14 protein-coding genes and 3 tRNA genes are annotated in these 22,884 nt (G+C 51.1%); 10 read left to right on the forward strand and 7 right to left on the reverse strand.

Annotated elements, in window-relative coordinates; genetic code table 11:
* Positions 1-3,412: 3,412 nt before the first annotated feature.
* From EKK48_31205 to EKK48_31215, 3 genes are all read right to left on the reverse strand, one after another.
* Positions 3,413-3,943, reverse strand: coding sequence for a hypothetical protein (locus EKK48_31205; GenBank protein RTL34537.1), 531 nt, complete (start codon positions 3,941-3,943; stop codon positions 3,413-3,415).
* Complete coding sequence (locus EKK48_31210; protein ID RTL34538.1) at positions 3,933-7,142, reverse strand: ATP-binding protein; 3,210 nt, start codon at positions 7,140-7,142, stop codon at positions 3,933-3,935. The genes EKK48_31205 and EKK48_31210 overlap by 11 nt, the downstream gene beginning before the upstream one ends.
* 271 nt (positions 7,143-7,413) lie before the next feature.
* Entirely contained in the window at positions 7,414-11,199 is a 3,786-nt protein-coding gene (locus EKK48_31215; GenBank protein ID RTL34539.1) for a hypothetical protein, read from the reverse strand.
* On the opposite strand from EKK48_31215, the gene EKK48_31220 reads away from it, so the two are divergent.
* The 4 genes from EKK48_31220 to EKK48_31235 all read left to right on the forward strand — a co-directional run bounded on the left by EKK48_31220 (position 11,198) and on the right by EKK48_31235 (position 16,325).
* On the forward strand, positions 11,198-11,392 hold the full coding sequence (locus tag EKK48_31220; GenBank protein ID RTL34540.1) for a hypothetical protein: 195 nt from the start codon (positions 11,198-11,200) through the stop codon (positions 11,390-11,392). The genes EKK48_31215 and EKK48_31220 overlap by 2 nt on opposite strands.
* 321 nt (positions 11,393-11,713) lie before the next feature.
* Positions 11,714-12,334 carry a response regulator transcription factor gene (locus EKK48_31225; protein RTL34541.1) on the forward strand — a complete coding sequence of 207 codons (621 nt, stop codon included), beginning with the start codon at positions 11,714-11,716 and terminating at the stop codon, positions 12,332-12,334.
* Entirely contained in the window at positions 12,331-13,500 is a 1,170-nt protein-coding gene (locus tag EKK48_31230; GenBank protein ID RTL34542.1) for a hypothetical protein, read from the forward strand. The genes EKK48_31225 and EKK48_31230 overlap by 4 nt, the downstream gene beginning before the upstream one ends.
* A 335-nt stretch (positions 13,501-13,835) precedes the next feature.
* On the forward strand, positions 13,836-16,325 hold the full coding sequence (locus EKK48_31235) for a hypothetical protein (protein ID RTL34543.1): 2,490 nt from the start codon (positions 13,836-13,838) through the stop codon (positions 16,323-16,325).
* Between the two features lie 98 nt (positions 16,326-16,423).
* On the opposite strand, the gene EKK48_31240 is transcribed toward EKK48_31235, so the two are convergent.
* Both EKK48_31240 and selA read right to left on the reverse strand, forming a co-directional pair.
* Positions 16,424-16,699 carry a hypothetical protein gene (locus EKK48_31240; protein ID RTL34544.1) on the reverse strand — a complete coding sequence of 92 codons (276 nt, stop codon included), beginning with the start codon at positions 16,697-16,699 and terminating at the stop codon, positions 16,424-16,426.
* Between the two features lie 79 nt (positions 16,700-16,778).
* The gene (gene selA / locus EKK48_31245; GenBank protein RTL34545.1) at positions 16,779-18,209 is read right to left on the reverse strand and encodes an L-seryl-tRNA(Sec) selenium transferase; all 1,431 of its coding nucleotides are present in this window, start codon (positions 18,207-18,209) and stop codon (positions 16,779-16,781) included.
* Positions 18,210-18,378: 169 nt separating this feature from the next.
* Here selA and EKK48_31250 point away from each other — a divergent pair, with 169 nt between their 5' ends.
* Positions 18,379-18,627, forward strand: coding sequence for a hypothetical protein (locus EKK48_31250; protein ID RTL34546.1), 249 nt, complete (start codon positions 18,379-18,381; stop codon positions 18,625-18,627).
* Between the two features lie 89 nt (positions 18,628-18,716).
* Here the strand turns inward: EKK48_31250 and EKK48_31255 are convergent, their stop codons facing one another.
* Positions 18,717-19,019, reverse strand: a complete 303-nt coding sequence (locus EKK48_31255) for a hypothetical protein (GenBank protein ID RTL34547.1) — start codon at positions 19,017-19,019, stop codon at positions 18,717-18,719.
* Positions 19,020-19,062: 43 nt separating this feature from the next.
* Here EKK48_31255 and rlmB point away from each other — a divergent pair, with 43 nt between their 5' ends.
* Entirely contained in the window at positions 19,063-20,250 is a 1,188-nt protein-coding gene (gene rlmB / locus EKK48_31260; protein RTL34548.1) for a 23S rRNA (guanosine(2251)-2'-O)-methyltransferase RlmB, read from the forward strand.
* Positions 20,251-20,374: 124 nt separating this feature from the next.
* Here the strand turns inward: rlmB and EKK48_31265 are convergent, their stop codons facing one another.
* A complete protein-coding gene (locus tag EKK48_31265) occupies positions 20,375-20,899 on the reverse strand; it encodes a hypothetical protein (GenBank protein ID RTL34549.1) in 525 nt (174 codons plus the stop codon).
* A gap of 230 nt (positions 20,900-21,129) precedes the next feature.
* Between EKK48_31265 and EKK48_31270 the strand changes: the two genes are divergently transcribed.
* The 4 genes from EKK48_31270 (at position 21,130) to tuf (ending at position 22,738) form a co-directional block, all read left to right on the forward strand.
* Positions 21,130-21,201 (forward strand) — tRNA-Thr (locus tag EKK48_31270).
* A 3-nt stretch (positions 21,202-21,204) separates the two neighbouring features.
* A tRNA-Tyr gene (locus EKK48_31275) sits at positions 21,205-21,287 on the forward strand.
* 98 nt (positions 21,288-21,385) lie between these two features.
* Positions 21,386-21,460 (forward strand) — tRNA-Thr (locus EKK48_31280).
* 93 nt (positions 21,461-21,553) lie between these two features.
* A complete protein-coding gene (gene tuf / locus EKK48_31285; protein ID RTL34550.1) occupies positions 21,554-22,738 on the forward strand; it encodes an elongation factor Tu in 1,185 nt (394 codons plus the stop codon).
* Positions 22,739-22,884 lie beyond the last annotated feature (146 nt).

Genomic DNA, 22,884 nt, shown 5'->3' on the forward strand with positions numbered 1-22,884 from the left:
GGATCCAACAACGCCAACTAATAAGGCATCACAGTGGGATCCGACCACACCAGTTGAGAAGACCTCACAGTGGGAGCACGCGACACCAACTGATAAGGCATCGCAATGGGATCCAACAACGCCAACTAATAGGGCATCACAGTGGGATCCAACAACACCAACTGAGAAGGCATCGCAGTGGGATCCAACAACGCCAACTAATAGGGCATCACAGTGGGATCCAACAACACCAACTGAGAAGGCATCGCAGTGGGATCCAACGACACCAACTGAGAAGGCATCGCAATGGGAGCACGCAACGCCGACTGACAAGGCGTCACAGTGGGATCCGACAACACCGCACACAGCGCCAACTGAGAAGGCATCACAGTGGGAGCCGACGACACCAACTGAGAAGGCATCGCAATGGGATCACGCAACGCCGACTGACAAGGCATCACAGTGGGATCCAACAACGCCAGCCGATAAGGTCACACCAGGCTGGAAAGATCCTACCGATGAAAGAATCGTATTACCTGAGCGGAATGTTGCGCACGAGGCGCCGGTAGGCAATTCGCAGAGTGGCAACATTCCCGCACAAGATTGGTCTGGTCAAGATCCAGGTAGTGGACATGGTATAAGCACTGCACCGACAAATGACTGGTCCGGTGATCCCCGTGACGGCTCCAACTGGGCCGGTCGACCTCAATCGGAGACACCTGTCCACACTTCTGGAGGAGAGCACGTCACTTCTGGAACACCCGGATTCTTCGATCCAATGCATGGAGCCTTCGATCAGGCATCTGGTGTCGCCCCAGCGAGCGGCATTCCATTTGATCCGAATGCGGTTCAGATTCCGATTGCCGGGGATGGCACTGGATCTGGTGTCATCCTGCCGTCAAATGCCGATCCCGGATTGCCGACAGGTATGCCCGTCGCTCCAGATGCGTCGCCGCTCTATCCACAAGATCCTTCAGTGTACATAGCTCCCCAGGGCAGCGTTGATTTCTCGATTCAACCAGTCCCTGAGATTCCTCTTAATACTTTCGATTTGAGTCCAACGCATCAGCATGGGCATGGGCATCTTCCTGAGACGAACGAACAAACTCCTGGTCATTCGCATCAAGGTCATGAGACCTCTAGTCACCACGACCACCATACTTCGGAACACGATGCACACGTCGGTGAGTTGCATGAGCACCACCATGGTCATGAACATCGTCATACACATGGCGAACACAATGATCAACATGAGCATACTGCTCATGCCGGCCACGATGGGGAACAACATTCTTCTGATAGGCATGGTTCAGGTCAATCCGACCATGATGATGTGGCCGGAAGGCATCACCATACCGCTTCAGATGACAGCAGAAATGGTGAACATGCACATGGCGCACTTGCTGAACATCATGGATCGAGAGAGCACTACGGGGAATTTGATCACAATGTTGCGGCAGATCATGGTCATGCCCATGGACACAACGGCGACATCGAACTGCCTAATACCATCGCAGCCAGAAGCGAACAGTTCGAGCCTTTTGCTCCACCAGCTAACCGCATTGAGTCCGCAGATCAGTTAGACACCTCATATCGTGTACCAGACACTCACCTCGATCCGACGCAGGCATCAGATGCAGTATCTCTAGCTTACGAGGAGCAGATTAGACGAATAGCTGAAGAGGCAATTCGTGAATTAGAAGGACATAGAGAGGAATTGAAAGATTACAACGACAATCTCGTTGCAGCTCATCAATCTGATCTTGAACAATACGCCGCATATCAGCAGCATCTTGCCGACCGTAAAGAAGCTGCTGAGCAACTCGATGCTGATTATCGGGCTGGATTGGACGATCAAAAACGTAGAGAAGAAGAAGATCGTCGGCGTCGCGAAGAAGAAGAGAAACTGCGTAAGCAGGAGGAAGACGTTCGTCGTTTGTCAGATACGATGATGACTGCAATGACAACAAGACGGCAGGCGGAACTCGATGAGCAAGTTCGCAATGAGCGCTTGCGCGAAGAGCAGCAGCGCCGTGAAGAGGAGATTCGTCAGGACAATAAGCAAGAATCTTACATAGTCAAACCGAAAGATACGCTTGAGAGCATTACTAAGAAGAAACTAGGTTCAGTCGAACTTATGCCTTTAGTCTATGAGTTGAATAAGACGAAAGTTCAGGTCAAGTATGCCGACAACGGTACACCGCTCTACATCGTGAAACCCGGCACCGTTTTGCACCTGCCCAGCCGCAAGCAAGTGCGTGAATATCGACAGCGCAAACTGTCGCAATCAGCCAACAATCTGAGAGCTCAACACGCGCCCGGTTCGCCTGAAGCACGCGCCGATGAAACAAGGCGTGCAAACATTGAAAGCGTCCTTGGTCCTATTTCGTCCAGCAGTCATGATGATGTGCTGCGCTATACCGTTAGATTGGGTGATTCCCTGCGTTCAGTGGCAATGAAGCATCCCGCTCTCAACGACATCAACCTGTGGAAGCTGGTTGCTCGTAAGAATGGACTGCCTCTCACTACTGACAGCAAGGGATTGCCTACTGCCTCTCTGCGTCGTGGTTCGCATCTAGTTATTCCTTCTCAGTCGGAGATTGCGCAGTATCGTCTCACCATGACCGGTGAAAATCTTGCGGCTATGCAGTCGAAATCTGAACACGGTGCGAAGACTGAGCTGGCTACAACTCAGTGTCCGTCCTGCAAGCGGCTTGTCACTGCTAGCAGCAGAGTCTGCCCTGCTTGCGCTTATCCGATTGCTGCTCTCGATACTCCTGCCGATGAGCATACCAGGGCTGTGTCGACAACTCGTGTGACGAATCCACCAGCTATCTCAGATTGGGACGAAACAATTTATGCACCAGCTGTACCGGAAGTTGGTGATACCACGCTGCGTTTCGATAACTCGATTTTGAAATTCCACTCTCGTTCAGACAAAGATGCCGAAACGACTCTGTCATTCGCGGCTCGCAGACTCGAGTTCGAATCCGGCAAAGTATTGTCGTTTGGTCCACTTACAGGTCAGACGACCCTGAGTTTCGAACGTCCGATGCCGACTGGTGTTCCGTCAGTGCGTCTGGACGAGGAAGTTCTGGAAAGCAAAACAGAACAACTCAGCGATATTTGTCGAATGGTCAAGTCTCAAGTGAAGCGCAATGTCAGCGAACTTACACGTTCGCAATTGGAAGTGTTGCGCGACAATGAATGGATTCCAATTCTCTCGTACGAAGTTTCTGACTCCAGCTCGATGCGACACGAATACCTGGCAAATGGCACCAAGCGCTCCATTATGATAGATCTGCCTGCCAGTGCAGCTTCTGAAATGATTCAGAATGATCTCGCTTCGAATTGGCTGACATACACAAAGAAATTCCTTGCTGGAAAACGACTCACGGCGTAGCAATAGTTAGTTGCTCGAACTTGGTGGGTTTTAGTCGACGTCGTCTGATTCTAGATCGGGAAATATGCTGATTTCGCCGTCGTGAGTCTTGTTGCGCAGCTTGAATATGATATCTGTCGTGATCGGTTCGCCGTTGACGTAGAGAAGGTGAGCGACATCGTGTTTGTCAAACCAGCCGGCGTAGTGTTTTAGTGTGCCTGGTTTCGTTTCACCAAGCCAGTAAAGTTCGTGTCCTCTGAAACGGGCTCCAGCAATTTTCTTCTGTCGATTCAGTTCGTCCAGCAAGATGCCGGAATCATCTATGTTAACGACAAAATCCTCAGATCTGCCTGATTCGTCGAAAGGCATTTGCGGAGGGTGCATGATCAAGAAATCTTCGGTGAATTCGGCAACGGGCGAGTATTTCCCAGCAGCAGAAAAGATTCTTCCGCGTCCACCAAATATGGGGTCACTGAGATCTTCAATTCCCAGCTCTTCGGCTAATGTTTGTGGACCATCCTTCTTCTCTTCCTCCGAAGGCGCATTCTGGTTCTTTGGCTCGTTTTCGTCATCAACCGCCACTGCCCTGCTCCGCTTCGCCTTCGTTCTGGAAGTTTTCCAAAGCTGTTCTTACTTTGTGCAAAAGCACAAGCTGTGCGTCTGTTGATAATTGTTGATCTTTGATTAGATGCACAGCCAGGCAGTATGATAGATCAACATCACCCTGCCCGATCAATCTTTCGGTCAACAAGCGGCAGAACCAGGCTGCCGAGTCTGAAGCCGGAGTGTCTTTGCGATTGATGGATGAGTTGAAGTCGAACTTGATTTTGGGATCGCGTACTACTTCTGAAACTTCGAAGCGATAAACACACTTCGATGTACATGGTCCGCAAGTGGGCAAAGGACCTTGATCTCTTTTATGCAGTTCGATGAAGTCGTCGCGCCATTGTTTCAACACCGAAATGTCCAACCTGCGGTTCACTTCAGTGGGTTGGAATGCTGGTCGGAGCAGGTTTAGCCAGCGCAAATGCTGCTCTTTTACCTGGTCGTAATACCAGTAGTTCTCTTCGCCTTTGCGTTCGAAATAGCGTTCGGTTGCTTGAGTAAGCACGCACCATGTGATACCGGTGATGTTTCCGGAACGTGCTCTTCCCCCGATAACGCGCTGAATTTCGTGAATAATCTGGGCTCGGAAGTGAACCAACTGAGTCAGGTCTTTCAGCGTCGAGAGGATATAGCGGTTATACACCTGCCTGAACAATGGATCGTCTGCCACCATGATGGCTGTGTCGAGAATTTGCGAGTCGCATCTGTGCAAGCAGAATTTGCAACCTAAGTGTCTATCGAAGCTTTGCACAATCTGCAAGTGTGCCATAGCATCGCGTACAACCTGATCAGACTCTTCCGGTGTCTCAGGCGGTGGCACCTCTTTGGTTTTGTCGAACATAATGGCAAGGTGGTATGGCTGTTCCATCTTCTCTGCGTAGACGATGGCGCGTCCCTGTCCAAGCGCTGTTACGTGGCGCTTCTGGATGTCGTCGAGGTTCATTGCACCACCCATAGAGTCACGGTCATCAACTGCGACGATACGGTGCATGATCTTCAAGTTCGTGTTTTTCAAAGCTTCCGGCGCCAGCTTGTTCGGAATCTGGTCGGCGATGATGAACCCCTGTCCATACGAACGAATTTCTGCCAACATGTTGGTGAAAAATTCTACGGCTTTACCGGCTGGGTTGGCGCTTTCTCCCGACTGCGCGGTAGGCACGTTTTTCAGAAGTCGGTGAGCTTCTTCTACCAGCATGACGTGTTGCAGAGTATCGTGTGGTCCCAGAGCTTCTCTGAATTCGTAGAGAAATACCAGCAGCATACCCATAAGGAATGATTTTTCGGAGTCTTCCGAAACCATCTTGAGCTCAACTACGGTTGGACGACCGAACAACTGTTGCATGGGAATCGATCGTCTGGTGTTCAGCATCTGCCCTTTACCACCGATCAGCAGGGAGCCGATACGGGCTTTCAGAGCGGCTTGTACGTCAGGTCCGATTCTTTCCGAATAACCGAATGATTCTGTAATCGGTTCGATGATTTCGTAGAGGTCCTTCATGGTCGGATAGATTTCCGGTGGACAGTCAGGATCTCCAATTTCGACACCGGGAGGAAGTCTTCTGTTTTTGTTTTGGACCAGGTCCCAGCCTCTAACGTTGTAAATTGAGTTCAACGCCTTTTCCAGAACCTGCGGCATCGGCGAATACATTTCGAAACTGGCGTTGAATACTGATTTCAAGGCGTCAAGGTGAGTCTGCACCTTTACACCTTTCATAATTTCGAATGGATTGAGGCGGAATGGCGATACCGTCTCGTCCCCTAGAGAGAAGGCTTGACCGACGCCTTTGAAAGTCTCGGACATCAGCATCATATGTCGATATTCTGACTTCGCCGGCTCGCACACCATGAAGGGAATATTGAACTTCCACAACTGCCCCAGAAGGTAGAAACAAGTGTTTGTTTTACCACCGCCGGTAACACCGCATACAATCGTATGTTTTTGCATGGCGTCGACGTCGATGTAGTAAAGGTTGCCTGTATCAACGCCTCGATCGAGGATGTTGCCGATAGCGATAACGCGAGTTGGATCTTTCGGTGGAATTTCGGCAAGTGAAAATTCTGCGGAACGTCTGATTCTGAAGCCGGGCATCTCACGCTTGGGTAAGTGTATAAATGCTGAAAGCATGCGGGAGTTCAGCGGTGTCAACAATTTATAGCTGAGCAGTGTCTGGTGAGTTTCTTCAGATGCTCGCTGGGTGTTGATCAGTCCGAAATTTTCCAGGTGAGGCTTGAGCCCTTTCAACTCATGTGAACGCAGAGGAGTCGGGCGGCTGGTTTCATCGGTATACGTGGCACGCAAAAGTGATTGCAAGCGGACAAACACAGAACGGTCGGCAGCGAAGAAGTAAGTTCCTACCTGCCAGCTACCGATCGCGGTGCCGAGCTGAATGTGCTTCAGATAGGCATCTTGCAGCTCGAGATAATATTTGATTCTTCGCTTCTTTTCGGGATCTTCGTTCTCTTGTGCTTTTTGAATGGCATCGACGACCGAAAATTCTTCACGGTTTACATACTGGTTTGGAATCGGTACTGCAAGAACCAGCATGCCGAATTCGTGACCCTGCAAACCTCCTGCCAGTCGTTCGATTTGTTCAGATTCCATAGTGTCGCCGCCGGTCGACTTCAGTGCAGGAATACCGGTAATAACACCGATATGATTGGCAAGCGGTGCCACCATGCTCTTCATCTTTTCAGCAGAGAATGCTTCTTTGTAGATGTCTACGCCGTTATAGACGCTATGTAGAATCGATTTCAGAGATTGAAACGATATCTGAGATGAGTCTGCCTCGTTGCCGGCGCCGTTTTCGGCAGTGTTGGGCAGGGAAGCGCCCATGTAGTACTGCACGCCCTGCTTATTGCCGAGTACCAGATAAGCTAAGTTTGCTCTCTGTCCGTGCAGACCAGTGAGCGCATCTTCCATGAGGTACATGCGTTTGGGCGGCTTGCTCGGGTCCTGGTCCGGTTGCTGTTGCTGTGACTGCTGTTGTTTTTCGCGTTCGATATCCCACGACCGCAAGATACCGTCGACCCTGACAAATGTCAGGTTCGGTACCGGCCAGCTTCTGATATCAGCGGGATTGAGCGGCTCAGAATCCAGATTGTCCAAGTCATAGCGGCGAAGATCGGCAATCCGCTCTTCCCAAATATTTCGTTCGCGACCGTCTTCTTGACCCATAACTACGTGTTCCCTTGCCCAAACGAGCGTTTTGGGCATCTCTCTTAAAGATACCCACTTAAACTATACATTCAACTGCATTGAATTAGCCCGCAGCAAAGGTTGCTGGCGATTTTTTCGCTGAAACTCTTTCATCAGGCTTTCGACCAATCTTCGGGTTGAACAAGCCTCTGCTTATCAGTCACTTGTTCGCTTTGTCCCACTGAGCGATTGGTTGTGTGTGCGAGATCATTCTCTAACGGGTTCTAAGACAGCCGATCTCGCTGCGGGCTTAATCCTTGCCCTTCTCTTTATCCTTTTTCTTTGCCTCACGTTCTGAGAGGTTGCCGTGCATTTTGTCGATGATCTTCTTCTTGACTTGGGAATCCGGAATGTCGTTGAAATCGTGCGACCTGAGGTTGAAGACTCCAGCAACTGTTCCTACCCGGTAACAGAAGAATGTTCGTTCCTCCTGACCGACGACGCGGTCGATGTTCAATTTTTCCTCGTCGGAAATCAATTCGAACTGCGGTGAAGTGTTGACCTTGTTGAAGAAGTTCTGAATGGTCTGGTGTTTGATTTTTCGTCCATCCACGCGGAACATCTGCGGACCAAGCAAATCGCCATCTTTTTTCGCCAGCGCAAAACAAGCCATCGTGCCGACGGCAATGATGAGCTGGTTTCGGAAATCCTCCGGCAAATGCTGAAGTGTTTTGATGCAGCCGATGAAGCCGATCTTGAATTTGTCGGTTTCAGATGTGATTGCTTCGATTGTGTCTTTTTCAATGAAGTTGTCGAATTCGTCCAGATACAGTGCCACTGGAGGTTGTTTTGCACCAGCCTCATTTGCCAGTGACAGTGCTGCTTGCTTGACGCCAGTTACGATCAAGCTGCCGAGCAGATTGGCATTTTGATCTAACTGTCCTTTAGCAACTTTGACGATCAGGACTTTTCTTTCTTTGATCAGTGATTTGAGTTTGATATCTCCGACTGGCTTTGTCAGAATCGATCGAATGCGCGAATCGCTGAGCATAGGACCGACTCGGTTGAGAATTGGTTCAACCCAGTTGATCCACTGATCGGTTCTAGCCAGGCGCTTGTATTGACCCCATGTGTCTAGAAGTGTGATGTACTCGGCTTTCTCTTTCTTTCTCTTCTCAACTGACTCCAGGAGTACATCTCTGAAGTCGTTGTCGTTCAGCAAAGCTGGCAGGTCTGTTAGCGTTTTGCCATTCACCATGAGCAGCAAAGCAGCGTTACGCAAGATGTTCGCTGTTTGCTGGTTCCACTGACTCTGAGCGCCTGGCGGCTCAGTATAAATCGCTTTAAAACCGTATACGAGTGACGAAGCAGCGCTCTGCAAATCGTCGTCGTCCGGCATTTCAAGCGGATTGTAGCCCATTGAATTGTTTTTGTAGGTAGGGTCTAGAAGAACGACTCGGTTGGCCAGTTCTCGTCCCTTTTCGTGGGCGCTTACCCAGCGCACGATCAAGTCTGTCAGACCGCCGTCTGAGTCAATAACGATGACAGCGCGGTCGGCTGACTCGATGTCGTGTGCGATCATCGTCGCCATCAGGCGTGTCTTGCCTTTGTCACCAGCACCGAGAATAAGCAGGTGAGGATCGTTTTCTCTGATCTCCGGGGTGATACTCAGGTCTTTGGCTGCCCACGGCGTCCATGCTCTCCACTCATTTCTTCGACCGAGCGGCAGTCCGCCTGGTTTAAGCGGTTTGCTCAACTCACGCATGATTTTGTTATGTTGCGACCTGAACTGTGAGGGGATGTACTTTTGCTTTTCCCAGACGTTCATCTTGCCGCTTGGTCCGAAAATAATCAGCGAGCCGAACAGTGCCACAAGAGCCACGCCGACGACGCCGAAGGCAGCGAAGAGGAGCTTTTTGCTCATATCCAGATTGTCGAAACTGAGCTTCAGCTGTTGCAGCGGGTCGGCAACAGGAGCACCGGGAACGGGCACTGCGCCTGTTGCCGGGCTGGGGTCTCTGACATAGTAATTTGCTTCCCAGGCACCGCCGTCTTCTCGCACGGTGGCATGCAGAAACTTGCCCACCACATGTTTGAGTGTCCAGCGTCCTCGCGAGTAGAGTGGGTCGCTGCCGAGCACGAACTGACCATCAAAAATTACTGGTTTGGAATCTTCCAGACCTTTGTATTTTTTCTTCAGTTGAATTCGATCGGGTGGTATCACCGTTCCTGTAATAGCGAATTCTCCATATTCATCCTGACCGCGTCCTTGAATATCGAGACCCTTTTGCGAGGCTAAAACAGCCATCAAGTGTTTGGAATCTTGAGGACCTTCGGTGTATTGAATCTTCCAGTCGCCACTCAAATTAGGCAATGCTGTCATTTGTGGTTTGGGCGGTGGACCTACCTGGAAGCCACCAAGCAGGGTGCCAATCATGTTGAAGAAAACTATGCCGACAAATGCAAAAATGGCAATCAGCATCAACTGATTCTGTCTGGTCATGGACATGCCGAGCAGACTTACTTCTTGTTGAAGAAATCCGTCGCCTTTTGCAGATTTTTTCGATGATGAATCGTCGTCATCATCATCTTCGGAAGATTTTTTCTTGGCTTTTGTATCGTTGCCGCTAAAGGATCTTCGTGCCGGCGGCTTATCTTTGTAGAAGGTCGAATCTACTTCTTCATCATCATCATCATCGTCATCATGTTTGCTCTTACTTTTGCTCTCGGCTTTTTCCTTTGTCGAGGAGCTGCCTTCTTTGGGCGTGTAACCGCGTGGACGAGCAATTTTGGGCTTGACGTCTTCATCGTCGTCGGCATAGAGAGACACCGATGATGGTGCATCTTTAGTGGGGCGACTTTTACCGCTGCGCCCCTCTTCAGGGTACAGAGAATTGTCTTCTAGAGATGGTTTTTTTGTTTCCCGCATCGGCGCTGCAGCAAAGAAATCGAACCCGCCGGGCGGACCTTCTTGCTCTGCCTGAGCTTGTTGTGCTGCATTACCCGCTAACAACTGTTCGAATGACGGCTTGTCGGCTGCAGGAATGTTTTGTTGACTTGAACCTGGTTTCTGGAAATCTGTGGGCACCGTCGGTGGTGGTCCGCCTGATGTTGGCGGTGCTGCGGGAGCACCTGCTGAAGCGAAGAAATCAGAACGCTCGCCCATCGAATAACTGGAGTCTTGCCCGGTCGGTGGCGGCGCTGCGCCGTCAGGATTTTCTCCTGTGGCCGGGTTCTGACCGGGCGCGTTGAAAAAGTCGAATGTTTTAGCGGCAGCTACGCCGACCGCTGCCCCTACCGCGGCTCCAACAGCAGCAGTAGCGATAGTTTGTCCCATTGTCGGACCTTGTGCCTGCTGATTCTGTTGACCCTGCGGCTGCTGTGGCGAAGTGGGCGGTGCCCCAGCGGAAGGCGGCGCGGAGCTGAAAAAATCTACTGGACCGCCACCGCCTTGTATGGGCGGGGCTTCGGTGTTAGGCGCATTAACGGGCACCATGTGACCGGCAGGTACGATTGGCGCGCTTGGCTGCATTTGTGCATCCGGTTGACCCTGCACGAGCGCATTTTGCTGAACGGCGCCAAATGGTGCATTGATTTGATTCCCCGCCTGAGTGCCGGCAGTTTCTACAAGCACTTGCCCCTGACCGGGAGCCGGCATATAGGAATTGTTGGGCATGTTTGTCGCCGCCACGGCGTTTGCCGCACCTGGCAAAAACATGCCTGCTTGAGCCGGGTCGGGCTGAGGCACTGCTTGTGGCTGTGGTTGCGGCGCTGCAAAACTAAGTTCAGTCGGTTCCGGAGCCGGTTGGGGCGCCAGTTGAGCGATCGGCTGCTCCCAGGGATTGGCCGCTACTGCTGGTGCAGGTTGTGACTGACCGGGCAGGGGACCGCCCGGTATATCGATGGAAGTTGGCTGAGGTACCGGAGCGGCACTGACTCCATTGGCGTGACCGTTACCACCATTTCCGTTACCATTTCCGTTACCATTGCCGTTTTTTTCCAAAAGCATGGTCATCTGTCGTTTGCTGACCACCCGTTCCAGTCCCAGCACATCCGGCTTCACGTCTACAGCAAGCGGCGTAGTCGCTCCGTTCATGCCAGGCAGAATCGTTGGCGAAAAACTGGAGATGAAAGCACCGCAGGCGTTACACGTCTTTCCTGTGCCTTTTAATATTGCTCCGCACGACTGGCAGATCTGGATATCCAACTTAGAAACTCCGAAAAGGCTGGGCGCCTATTTCGATGATACGTCAATAATTGACGGGATTGCTGATAAATTGCGTGATTAGTAAGCGCATATGACTAGGTTAGCATCATTGTAGTGCAAATCCTACGCTCGCCCCGGGCTAATGTCAAGAGTGAACAATCAAGACGGGGCTAAGGTTTTAGGCGATTCTGAAGAGCGGTTTAGTGAACCTCTACAGGCACCTGTCCAGCGGCAAGCGGAGAATATGTAAGAGCATGTTCTTCTCTTTCCGCACCAGTTGCGGTGCAATCGCCGACCGTTAAGAAGTCGACTTGCCGGGCACATCACTTTTAACACCTTCATTTCTCTGAACTATGTAGCCCTGAGGCATCAAGGTGTTAGACGTGCGTCAGAGTTAGATTGAATGCCTGATTCCATCAAGATTTTAGTTGTAGAAGATCATCACGCTACCCTGGACGGACTGGAGCTGGGGCTTTCCCGTGAGCCTGGTTTTCAAATTGTAGGAACATCGTCCAATAGTGATGACGGTATAGTCCTGGCAAAAAAATTCTTGCCTGACATCATCGTCTTAGATCTGCATCTGCCGGGCAGTCAGGCTCCCAAAACGATGATCAAGTCTTATTGTCAGGTTCCGGGGGCAAAACTGGTTATCTTCAGCGGCGAAAATAGAGTCGCTTTCGTGCAGAGTGTCCTGTCAATGGGAGTGGCCGCGTACTTGCTAAAGAGCGAACGGGTGAGCACGGTGGCAGCGACTATCAGAAGAGTCATGGGCGGAGAAACTGGAATCATGTCGTCAGAGCTTTCAGTCGACTATAAGAAGATTACCCGCTCAGAGCATGAGGTCCTGGCTATGCTGGGTAAGGGTTTGAAGTATCAGGATATCGCAGACCAGCGCTTCACTTCAGTTGCTACGGCCAGAAAACAGTGTGAAACACTGTTGTTGAAACTCGATCTTGAAACAAGAGAACAACTGATCGCCTGGGCCGTTAGAAACGGCTATGGCAGCGTGGATTTAGACGCATGAAGTTTGCTAAAAAGCCAGACTCGGCGGTTGATGCTGAAACTATTGAGATGAGCAATACACTCTTTAAGATTCTTCGCGCCGTCGTGGAAAACGAAAAGCGTTACTCCGGCGTCAGCCTCAGTGAACCGCGATCGGTTGCGGAGCCAAAGTTTCCAGCCAAAGACGTTAAACCGCCGCGTCCTTCATATTATAGATGGCGAGCCTCTACAAAGAAGCACAGTTTGTCGGTGCGGGCCGCCGAAGGATTGATCGAGATATTTCTGCTCAAAGTCGATGATATTCCGCTGCTCGCGTTTTCTGAGTTCGGCTCTCGATTTAAGGCTAAATTCGAATTGCGCGGCACCGCCGATGGTTCTGAATGGATAACTGGGAATCTTCCAGTCAACTCCGAAACAACTTTGAGAGTGCTTCAAAGGTGCCTCGATGAACTGATTGCACTCGATGAAAAGGGCGACTCTCGCAGCGAGCCAGCCGCTGCTTCTTCAGACGGCAGCAGTAATGTGCAAAGTTTGATGTTGGAAAAGCAGAATCTCATTTTCAAGGTGCTCAACCAGCAAGAGATACTTAAAAACGAGTTGGCACGCAGCTTGCACGACACTGTTCTTGCTGATTTGCTGATGCTCAAGCGACACCTGCGCGGCGATCGTGAGCTTTCAAAAGAAGAAATTCTCACCACTATCGATGAAATCGCGCAGCAGCTTCGTGACATTTGTAATGAGTGTGCGCCCCGCAACTTACATGATTGGGGGCTTAAGACCAGTTTGCAAGACATGCTTCAACGCATGGGGCAGCGCACGGCTATAGAATGCTCTCTTATCTGCGATGTCGACATTCCCAATTTGCCTGATTCTGTCGAGCTGAATATTTTTCGATTGATCCAGGAGAGTCTAAACAACGTCGAAAAACACGCCCGGGCGAGCAAGGTATCGATCACAATAGAGCGTCAGGGCAAACGAACATTTCGTTTTATCGTGGTTGATAATGGCAAAGGTTTTCTGCCCGGCGAGAGTGTGCGCAGCGTAGACAAAGGCGGAATGGGAGTTTCCGGCATGCGCGAACGCGTTGATTTGATTCGCTGTTTCTTCCCCGCCGAATTAGGACTGAAATCGGCTCCAGGAGAGGGCACCACTGTTGTTCTCGAGATTACTTTGCCCGGGCTCGATTAACTTGACATTGACCGGTTGTTCAGGCAGCCGGGAACGATTTTTATCAGCCTCAAAAATTCTGGTCCTATTTGCCGTTTCGGCCATATACTAATTGTTAAAGGGATTAAATGTTTGGGAAGGCTGCCGTTCTCCGGGTGTAGTTGCCAAAACGAGCGCCAGTCGGTCATGAGAGGGTTTGATCGTACTTAAAGAAAACGCCTGTCATGGGTCGTAAGTAAGTGCCAATGTGGGTAAATTGATTTAAGAGCTAATTTTGATGGCGGCTGGCGGTCGTTCAGAATCAAAGGCAGATTTTGGGTTGATGTCATTTGCAAATTGACTGATAAGGAACTGGTATGGGGTCCGAAGACTACGCGACTAGCAACACAAATCCCAGCGATGATGGAAGTTCATTAGCTGCTCGCCGCGCTCGTTTGAGAGGCACTCTAGCTAAGCAAGCCGCTCCGCCCGATCCTTACAAGCCTGATCCCTACATGTTGGCTCCGGCTCCCGAGCCTGCTCCGTCCGGGGATTCGTCGTCATCATCATCATCGACTCAGTCGACCGCCATGCCATCTGCCAGCTCTGAACCGGCACCGTCTGATAGTCAAGCCTTACCATCAGTTCCAGCTCCCGTATTCCCTTCTCCCGAAACAGCACAGGTCGAATCGATCGCCTCGCCGGAAGCTGCCGCCTCTTTGCCGGTTGCACCAGCGGAACCCGAACCAATGTTTTCGCAAGTGCCGTCGTCGTCATTTAGTGAATTTACAGCATCGATGTTTGCCACTGAGACTTCAGCCGCTGTGGCGCCGGCCAACCCGGCTGCGGACTTGCAGGCATCTCTACCTGCCGCTCCCAGTCCCGAATCTGTGACGGGAACAGACGAAGATGATTCTATTGCAGCCGAAACTGCCGCAATTGCCGCTGAGATGGCTCAAGAGTCGGCAAAGGTAGAGAAGGCCTACGGCAATAGCGGCAATGGCAGCGGTACGACCGCCCCGAGTCTGTCTGCGGCTGCATTCTTTGCAACAGCAGCCAATGCTGTTGCAGACACAAGTAATCGTACAGAGGAGAAGCCTTCCTTTTTCTCCGAACCTGAGGTGGAGCCTGTGCCTGAACCGGAAACCCAAAAAAATGCAGCCCCGACCGGACGCACCGACAGGCGCCGCCAGCCTGCAACTTCCGCTGCTACTTTGTCTCCGATTCCAGATTCTTCTTCTATTCCGCCGGCTGTTGACCCCGACTCGATAACTGACTTGAATTACATGGCTCCAGAACCTGAAGTCGCTCCAGTTGTGAACTCTTCCGTGCCTGCCAGTGTGCCACCAAATTCGGTGTCAGGTGGAGATGTTCCAATGTCTTCGTCTGGAAATTACACATATGGAATTGCGCCTCAGGACCCGGGTGTGATTCAGGCGCCTACACAGTTGCAGTCGCAAGCGATCGAGATCATGAACAATATCGATCAGGCCATGGGCTCTTGCGCGATGAACCTCTCAGAGCTGCAGAAAATTGCCAGTGAGCAGACTGAAGCTCTCAAAGGTGTCGCTGAAACATTGCAGAACCAGAGCTTCTTCGAGATGGGCCTGAACATAAATACTCTCGTTGACACATTAGCTGCTGCGCTCGAGCCAATGAAAGCCGTGGGCGAACTCGTGCCCGCGATCGATCAACTCGTGGCCATGATGGAGTCGCGTGAGGCCGGCTCCAGTCCAACAGAAGAGAAGTTGAGTCGCGAGCAACTGGTCACCAGTCTGGCTGAACAATTGTCTACGGGAATGATCGATCCCTGGACATTCAAATGTGCCTATATGGCCGTCTTTCCAGCTGAGCATCCTGCCGACTTGTTGCATCGTCTGGTAGATCTGCTCGGTACACAGCGACTCTCCGGCGACCTGTTCCGGTCTGCATACGATGCTGTGCAGGCACCAGATCCGCTACCGCGCACCGCACCCGGTGCTGACGGCAAACCTGTCATTCAGGTCGTGCAAGATGAGTCGTTGCTCGCTCAATTGGAAGAATTGAAGCGTACAAACGAAGAATTCCTCAGACGCAACGAGGAAATCTCGAAGAAGTTAGAAGCCAAAGACCAGGAGTTCAATCAAGTTCTCAATTCCAAAGAGCAGGAGTTACAGGAGGCTCAGGAACTTCTCAATTCGAGATGGGAGGAGTTCAACGCTCGCTACGACGAATTGACAGAGACTCTGCATAAAAGAGATGAGGTTCTTCAAGAGCGCGAAGCCGAGCTGGCCAAAAAGGAATCGGAAAACGCTCAGTTGCGCAACCAGATGGAAGAACTCAGAGATCAGACCAAAGAGATGGTGGCAGATCTTCAGCGTCAACTCAGTGCTAAGCCTAAAGAAGAACCACCCAAGCAGCCCGGATTTTTTGATGTCGCACCAGGCTCTCAACATGCACCTCAAGCACCGTCGCAGCCAGGACAGTTGTTCGATGCTGGTCCATCAAGACCACTGTTCGGTCAGACAGATCCTGCACAGGCGCAGCCCCAACCGCAGCCACAACCGCAGCCCGTTGAACACGCTCCAGCGCCAGCTCAACCTGCACCTCAGCCTGCACTGGCGCAACCCATGGCTCCAGCGCAAGCTGCACAACCACCCGGAAATCAGGCTGTGCCAAGACCAGCTGCACCGACTACACCATTTGTGTCCGGTGCCGGCAGCTATGGCAGTGGTGTGCGAGCTCAGGTTTTCGAAGTTATCGTTCGGCAGGCTCTGGCAGGTGCACCATGGCGTGAGATCTGCGCGGGCCCGATGCAGGTCAACAATATTTCGCCCGAGGAAGTGGAAACCGAAGTCAAACGTCGCCAGGCTCTCCTCAAGAAGTAGCGTCAGGCGTCGTTAGCTTCAACGGCAATTTAGTAAAAGAAAAGGAGCGCGCAAGCGCTCCTTTTCTTAGTTGTATGGGGACGCGATGCGCTTCGCTCTTATTTCGAGGCAGCAGGCGCGGCTGTTTCAGCAGCCTGCCTTTTATTTCTCTGAGCGTTATCAATTGCTTTCCACTCTTGATTGATCTTTTCCAGGTTGCCCATGAACTGCAAGATGATCATGTTCGGCAAGTTGCTGAACATTTCTGTCAGCGTGTAAAACATAACGCCAAGGATACTAAGTGTGCAGATGATAGACACACTGCGCGTGAATCTCGCTTGTTCATCAATTTTCTTTGCCAGAGCTGCCAGCGTAATTTCAGTACCGTCTGTCATATAAGCCTCTCAATCCTCACGAAATCATTTTTAGAATCGTTAATCCACCTTACCTAATATATCCCCTTGATTTGTCAATCTAAAAGCAATTTGCATTTGAATTTGTCGGCAAGGTCGGAAGTTTCTCCAGAGAGCTCAACAAGAGTTCTTCATCATGCGGCATTATCGTTCGGAAATCGATTACTACTTTGTCGTCCTGGATGATCGCTATGATCGGCGGATCGGCGCTTCGAAGCATGGTTAATAGCTTGTCAGGCGACCTCTTGCTCTCGGTTCCACCGGCCACGCTGATAGCAAGACCAAAGCTTTCGAGACTTTGCCCTGGCAGCGTGCCGCCACCAAACGCGGAGCGCGTTTCAATCAGTTCGACGTTGTATTGGTGCGGAATTTTTGCTTTCGCCAAAAAATTTGCTGCTCGTGATTTGAGTTCAGATGCCGATTTTGTTGCCAGTTGCATCACACTTACACTTTTTTCCGGAGCCAGTTGCAGATATTGACACAAGACTTGTTCCAGAACTGCAATCGTCAATTTGTCGGCTCTGAGCGCGCGATACATCGGGTGGTCGCGCAACTTCTTTACTAATTCGGAATTGCCGCAAATTATTCCTGCTTGTGAACCGCCCATCAATTTGTCGGCGGAAAACATTACCAGATCTACACCTTCACTGATTACTTCAGCTACGGTGGGTTCGTATTTCATACCGAATTTTGAATAATCGATGAGTGCTCCGCTTCCTAAATCTTCGACAATGGGAATCTTGTGGCTCTTTCCAAGTTTGACGAGATCAGCTGTTTTAGCGGTTTCCGTGAACCCTGAAATTTCGAAATTGGAGCGATGGCACTTCAAGATCATGCCGGTGCTGTTGTTGAGTGCCTTTTGATAGTCGGAGGCACGGGTGCGATTTGTCGTGCCTACTTCCTTCAATATGCCGCCGGCCGACTCGATTACATCAGGTAAGCGGAAGCTGCCACCAATTTCTATCAGTTCACCGCGCGAAATTATCACTTCCTTCTTATTTGATAGTGCGCTGACTGCCAGCACCACCGCTGCAGCATTGTTGTTGACGACGATGGCAGAATCACAGCCGGTGAGCATGCTCAGCAGCTCTGTCAACGCGGTCATTCGTTCGCCCCGCTTTCCGTTTTGCAAATTCACTTCCAGGTTTGAATAGCCAAGCAAGATTTCGCTCAGTCTATCTACGGTGGTTTGCGGTAACGGCGCTCGTCCCAGATTGGTGCTCAGTATGATGCCTGTGCCGTTAATCACCTTGCGCAGACTGCCAGTGCGGAGTTTCTTCAGTCGAGATTCAATCTCTGCTGCTATATCGTCGAGGTTTTCCGGTACTTTCGCGCCATCGGGCGACCGATAATTTGCCAGTACGCGTCGGGTTACTTCTGATAATACTTCGTGGCGGTAGTCGTTTTTCAGCGAAATGATGAGCGGATGGCGCAGCATCTTATCAACTTGTGGAATCCGCTGAGCGCCCGGATCAGTGTGAGATTCATTCATGGTTGTCGACCGTTCTGGTTGTTAAAAGCTTAGGTTAGGTCTTGTCAGAAGTCCAGGCAGCACCGACAATTAGAATATGTAGTATGGTGTTTATTCTAGAATTGTCCAGGCGGCTTAGCTGCTTGACGTGGTCGGTGCAAATAGTACTCACTTAGAAGGGACCAGAGCAGTGGGCAAGACTCTCAGAACAAAAATGCTCTATCAAGACAAAGAGTGGCTTACTCAGAAGTATGTCAAAGAGAAGATGAGCACGGTTGAAATTGCCAAGGCGTATCGCGAAGAAGAAGATAAGTGGTGCGATCCCAATACTATTTCTCGCTGGTTGAAGAAACATAATATCGCCATGAGAACGCTCGCAGAGGCCCAACAGAACCGGCATTCAGTGCCCGCCACCGGAAAAAAGGCCCGCAGTAGTTAGTGGAAGGTTGATCGAACAGTTTCGTTCGCTGATAAATCCAACTGAAAGCCCGGTGTGAGACCGGACTAGTTCTGATTGTAGCTAAAGTTCTATTGCCAGCCGCAGGTCAACGCGCCACCACCCATCATGACGCAAACTGTCAGGTAGAGAAGCACATCACGTCCGCCAGCCAAATAAAAGGCGCAATATGCAAAAAAGGCGAAAGACGGTCGCCAAAACGACGCATTCTGGTCACGTACGGCGTGTACGGCAAGGCAAACCGCTAACACAAGCGGCATACCAAAGAAGAAAACGTCGTACATCATAGGCTGATTACACTGTAAGATTGCGTGCCAGGGTGATGTTTCATCTCCCCTTAGATAAGGATAGCCATGGGTTAACCTGGAGTCCATGGTGCTTTGCCCACAAGAAACGAGCTTTCGGCCGCCGGAGTGAATGATGCCTGATCGACCACGAAATAACAGAGGAAAGCCTCAAGACTCCCGCAAATTCGGAAACCGGGAGAATCGTGGCGGTGGAGCGCGCGAGGAGCGCTGGTCTCCGGAGCGCGGCAAGCCTGAAAGGCGCGAGGAGCGCGGGTCTGAGGAACGAGGTGGATTTGGAAGGCGCGAGGAGCGTGGCACCCGGGAGCGCAGCGAATTCGCAAGACGCGTGGAGCGTGGTTCCCAGGAACGCGGTCTGGAAAAGCGCCCGGACGACGGCACCGAAATGATCTTCGGTAAAAACGCGGTGCTTGCTTTCCTGGAGGATTGCGAGCGCGATGAAGATGCAAGCGACGATGCTCACGGCGAAAACGAGAGCGAGAACGAGAACGAGGAAGTTGAGCGCGAGAAAACGCTGAACTCGGCTGTGGGGGCTGAAAGAAGTCGCGATGCTATCTTAAAGAGTCCGCGTGGTCAGGTGCGCAAGCCTGAGATAGGCAAAATTTATATGGTGGCGCTCGATCATCCGGATCGGAAAGTCGACCGCATCAAACAGTTGGCAAAGTCACAACGTATTCCAGTTGTAGTGTGTGACAGGCGCAAGCTCGATTGGCTGGTCGGCCCCGACCAACTTCATCAGGGCATCGTGGCGCAAATCAGTGCTGCTGAATTCTGGGAACTGAGCCACTTTTTGTCCAAACTGAAAGAGTCTTGCCCCGATACATTAGATGGAAGCGTTGTCGCTATCGTTGACGGCATTGAAGACCCCCACAACCTGGGGGCGATTATCAGAGTGGCTGAGTCAGCGGGACTGAAAGGATTGTTGTTGCCGGCTCGACGTTCAGCCGGGCTGACTGGCATTGTTGCAAAAACAAGCGCTGGGGCACTTGCTTCGCTGCCGATTGTGCGCATTCACAATCTTGTTCAGGCACTGGAAGAATTGAAAGAAGCTGGATTTTGGATAGCGGGTCTCGATTCCAATCAGGGTGATCTTTATACAAAAGTGGATCTTGTGCGTCCGCTCGCCCTGGTTGTGGGGAGCGAAGGGTCTGGTATGAGTCGTCTTGTGAAAGACAATTGCGACATGCTTTTAAAGATTCCTATGCTTGGCAAAACAGAATCTCTAAATGCTTCGGTGGCTGCCGGTATCGTTTTCTATGAAGTGGTCAGGCAACTGCAAAGCAAAGGGCTTCTCAGCTAAGCAGCTAAACGAAGCATCTCGAACTAGTCAAGCATTTCGAGCTAAACCACGCACCTGGTCTGGGAGCTCGAGTCGGTCGGAGCATATTCCAGCTCAGCGTTGTGCAACATCTGCCGATTCGTCGTCAAGGGAAAAGCGCGGCGTGGTCTTCTAATTTTGTGAGCGACTCCGACAATGCCATAACAAGGATTTCGTTTCTGAATTCCTTTTCGTCGTCAATCATGTCCCAGAGCAAATCTTGATTCTCCAGTCTGCGCAGTTTGAGCGTCAAGCAGATTTTCTCGGTGGCATACCTTACTATCTCGTCTGCATCCAGTGCCCCCAGCAAGTCAGTTAAGCTGCGCACGGGCGGTTCAGGAATCATCTCATCGAGTTGAGTCAGCACCTGCAAAAGCCATTGGTTAAGCCATTCGAATGGTTTTTCCGGACTTTGTTCAAGCACTGCCAGGTAGGTCGAAATGCAGACTAACAGTTTCACGCTGTGAAAGACGTCTTCAGTTGGAATGGTGCTGGCAGGGCGAGGCGAGTCATCAAGTACCTTCTCCATGTCTGCCATGCATCTGGCACCAACCATGTGCAAAAAGAAATAAGCGCGCTTTGACTCTTCATCTAGCGTTCTGGGATTCCACTGGTCAGGCACTGGCAACATAATGCGATTCTATGGCCTAGCCGATGACATCGGGGCACTGCAACATAAATCTTATTGATGCGGCATGAAAAGAGTATTGGCTTGACAGGCGATTTTGCTGCGTTTGCGCACTTCGCTGCCGTCATCGAAAATGGTTGCCCCACCGCTTGGCGAGTCGCACTCTGCTGCGCCATTGACAGGGCTTAAATAATGCTAGTAGAATTCCCGTTCGCGCCTTAGCACGGCGCTATGCCGGTGTAGCTCAATGGTAGAGCAACGGTTTTGTAAACCGTCGGTTGCGGGTTCGAATCCCATCACCGGCTTATGGGCAGATGTCCGAGTGGCTAAAGGAGACGGGCTGTAAACTCGTTGGCGCAAGCCTACACTGGTTCGAATCCAGTTCTGCCCAAACTTGTTCCCCTGCCAGAGAAATCCTTGATTTCTAAAGGCAACCTTAGGAGGTGCGACTAAGACGGCTCTTTGAGCCATAATGAATGGGTCACGCGTGCCCATGTAGCTTAGCGGTAGAGCACCCCCTTGGTAAGGGGGAGGTCACGAGTTCGATTCTCGTCATGGGCTCCATTTACCAAGCGCGTTTCAAAAGACACTTTGGTCTGTTAATTCAGTAAATAAGAAGCACAAGCACAACAACATTGTTGAGAAGGAGTTGAGAGGATGGCCCGCCAGAAGTTCGAAAGAAACAAACCTAACGTGAACATTGGCACGATCGGGCACGTTGACCACGGCAAAACTACGCTCACAGCGGCGATCACTACGTATCTAGCAAAGAGCGGGCAAGCCAAGGCAAAGAAATATGACGAGATCGATGCCGCTCCGGAAGAAAAAGCTCGTGGTATCACAATCAATACCGCGCACGTTGAATATGAAACCCCAAATCGTCACTACAGTCACGTTGACTGCCCAGGACACGCCGACTACATCAAAAACATGATCACCGGCGCCGCTCAGATGGACGGAGCGATCCTTGTTATCTCCGCCAACGACGGTCCTATGCCACAGACTCGTGAACACATCCTGCTTGCTCGTCAGGTAGGCGTTCCACACATCGTTGTTTACTTGAACAAGTGCGACCTCGTCGACGATCCAGAATTGCTCGACCTCGTCGAACTCGAAGCTCGCGAATTGCTCACCAAGTATCAATTCCCTGGCGACGACATTCCTTTCATCCGTGGTTCTGCCGTGAAAGCTCTGGCTGGCGATCCTGCTGAAGAAAAGAAACTCGAAGAGTTGATGAACAAGGTCGACACCTACATCCCAACTCCACAACGCGACATCGACAAACCGTTCTTGCTCGCTGTTGAAGACGTGTTCTCAATCACCGGTCGCGGTACAGTAGCAACCGGCCGTATCGAGCGTGGACAGGTCAAAGTTGGCGAAGAAGTTGAAATCGTTGGTCTTCAAGACACACGTAAGACGACCGTAACCGGCGTTGAAATGTATCAGAAGACACTCGATTCCGGTATGGCTGGCGACAACGTAGGCGTGTTGCTCAGAGGTATCGACAAGACCATGATCGAGCGCGGTCAGGTTATCGCCAAACCAAACTCAATCAAGCCACACACAAAATTCAATGCTGAAGTCTATATCTTGAGCAAAGAAGAAGGTGGACGTCACACTCCATTCTTCCCTGGCTACAGACCACAGTTCTACATCAGAACGACAGACGTAACAGGCAGCATCAAGCTTCCTGCCGGCGTTGAAATGGTTATGCCTGGAGACAACGTAGCAATGGAAGTTGAATTGATTCAACCTGTTGCCGTTGAAGAAGGAATGCGTTTCGCGATTCGCGAAGGCGGAAGAACTGTCGGAGCCGGTGTTGTAGCAACAATCATCGCTTAGTTCCAAGACAAAACAATCAGGAAGGACTGCGTGAAAACGCAGTCCTTCTTTTTGTGCGCTGGGCATGTTCAACAACTCGGAGGTGAAAGTCTTCTACACAGTTTGATGGCAACGAAGTGTTAGTGAACCGCAAGGGCGTAACCGCG

It is taken from the genome of Candidatus Melainabacteria bacterium, assembly GCA_003963305.1.
Lineage (GTDB): Bacteria > Cyanobacteriota > Vampirovibrionia > Obscuribacterales > Obscuribacteraceae > PALSA-1081.

Bases quoted from the DNA above. Each gene is read 5' to 3' on its own strand.
- EKK48_31210 (RTL34538.1), bottom strand. From the start codon at position 7,142: ATGGGTCAAGAAGACGGTCGCGAACGAAATATTTGGGAAGAGCGGATT.
- EKK48_31220 (RTL34540.1), top strand. From the start codon at position 11,198: ATGCCAGGCAGAATCGTTGGCGAAAAACTGGAGATGAAAGCACCGCAG.
- EKK48_31215 (RTL34539.1), bottom strand. From the start codon at position 11,199: ATGAACGGAGCGACTACGCCGCTTGCTGTAGACGTGAAGCCGGATGTG.
- EKK48_31225 (RTL34541.1), top strand. From the start codon at position 11,714: ATGCCTGATTCCATCAAGATTTTAGTTGTAGAAGATCATCACGCTACC.
- EKK48_31230 (RTL34542.1), top strand. From the start codon at position 12,331: ATGAAGTTTGCTAAAAAGCCAGACTCGGCGGTTGATGCTGAAACTATT.
- EKK48_31235 (RTL34543.1), top strand. From the start codon at position 13,836: ATGGGGTCCGAAGACTACGCGACTAGCAACACAAATCCCAGCGATGAT.
- EKK48_31240 (RTL34544.1), bottom strand. From the start codon at position 16,699: ATGACAGACGGTACTGAAATTACGCTGGCAGCTCTGGCAAAGAAAATT.
- selA (RTL34545.1), bottom strand. From the start codon at position 18,209: ATGAATGAATCTCACACTGATCCGGGCGCTCAGCGGATTCCACAAGTT.
- EKK48_31255 (RTL34547.1), bottom strand. From the start codon at position 19,019: ATGGACTCCAGGTTAACCCATGGCTATCCTTATCTAAGGGGAGATGAA.
- rlmB (RTL34548.1), top strand. From the start codon at position 19,063: ATGATGCCTGATCGACCACGAAATAACAGAGGAAAGCCTCAAGACTCC.
- EKK48_31265 (RTL34549.1), bottom strand. From the start codon at position 20,899: ATGTTGCCAGTGCCTGACCAGTGGAATCCCAGAACGCTAGATGAAGAG.
- tuf (RTL34550.1), top strand. From the start codon at position 21,554: ATGGCCCGCCAGAAGTTCGAAAGAAACAAACCTAACGTGAACATTGGC.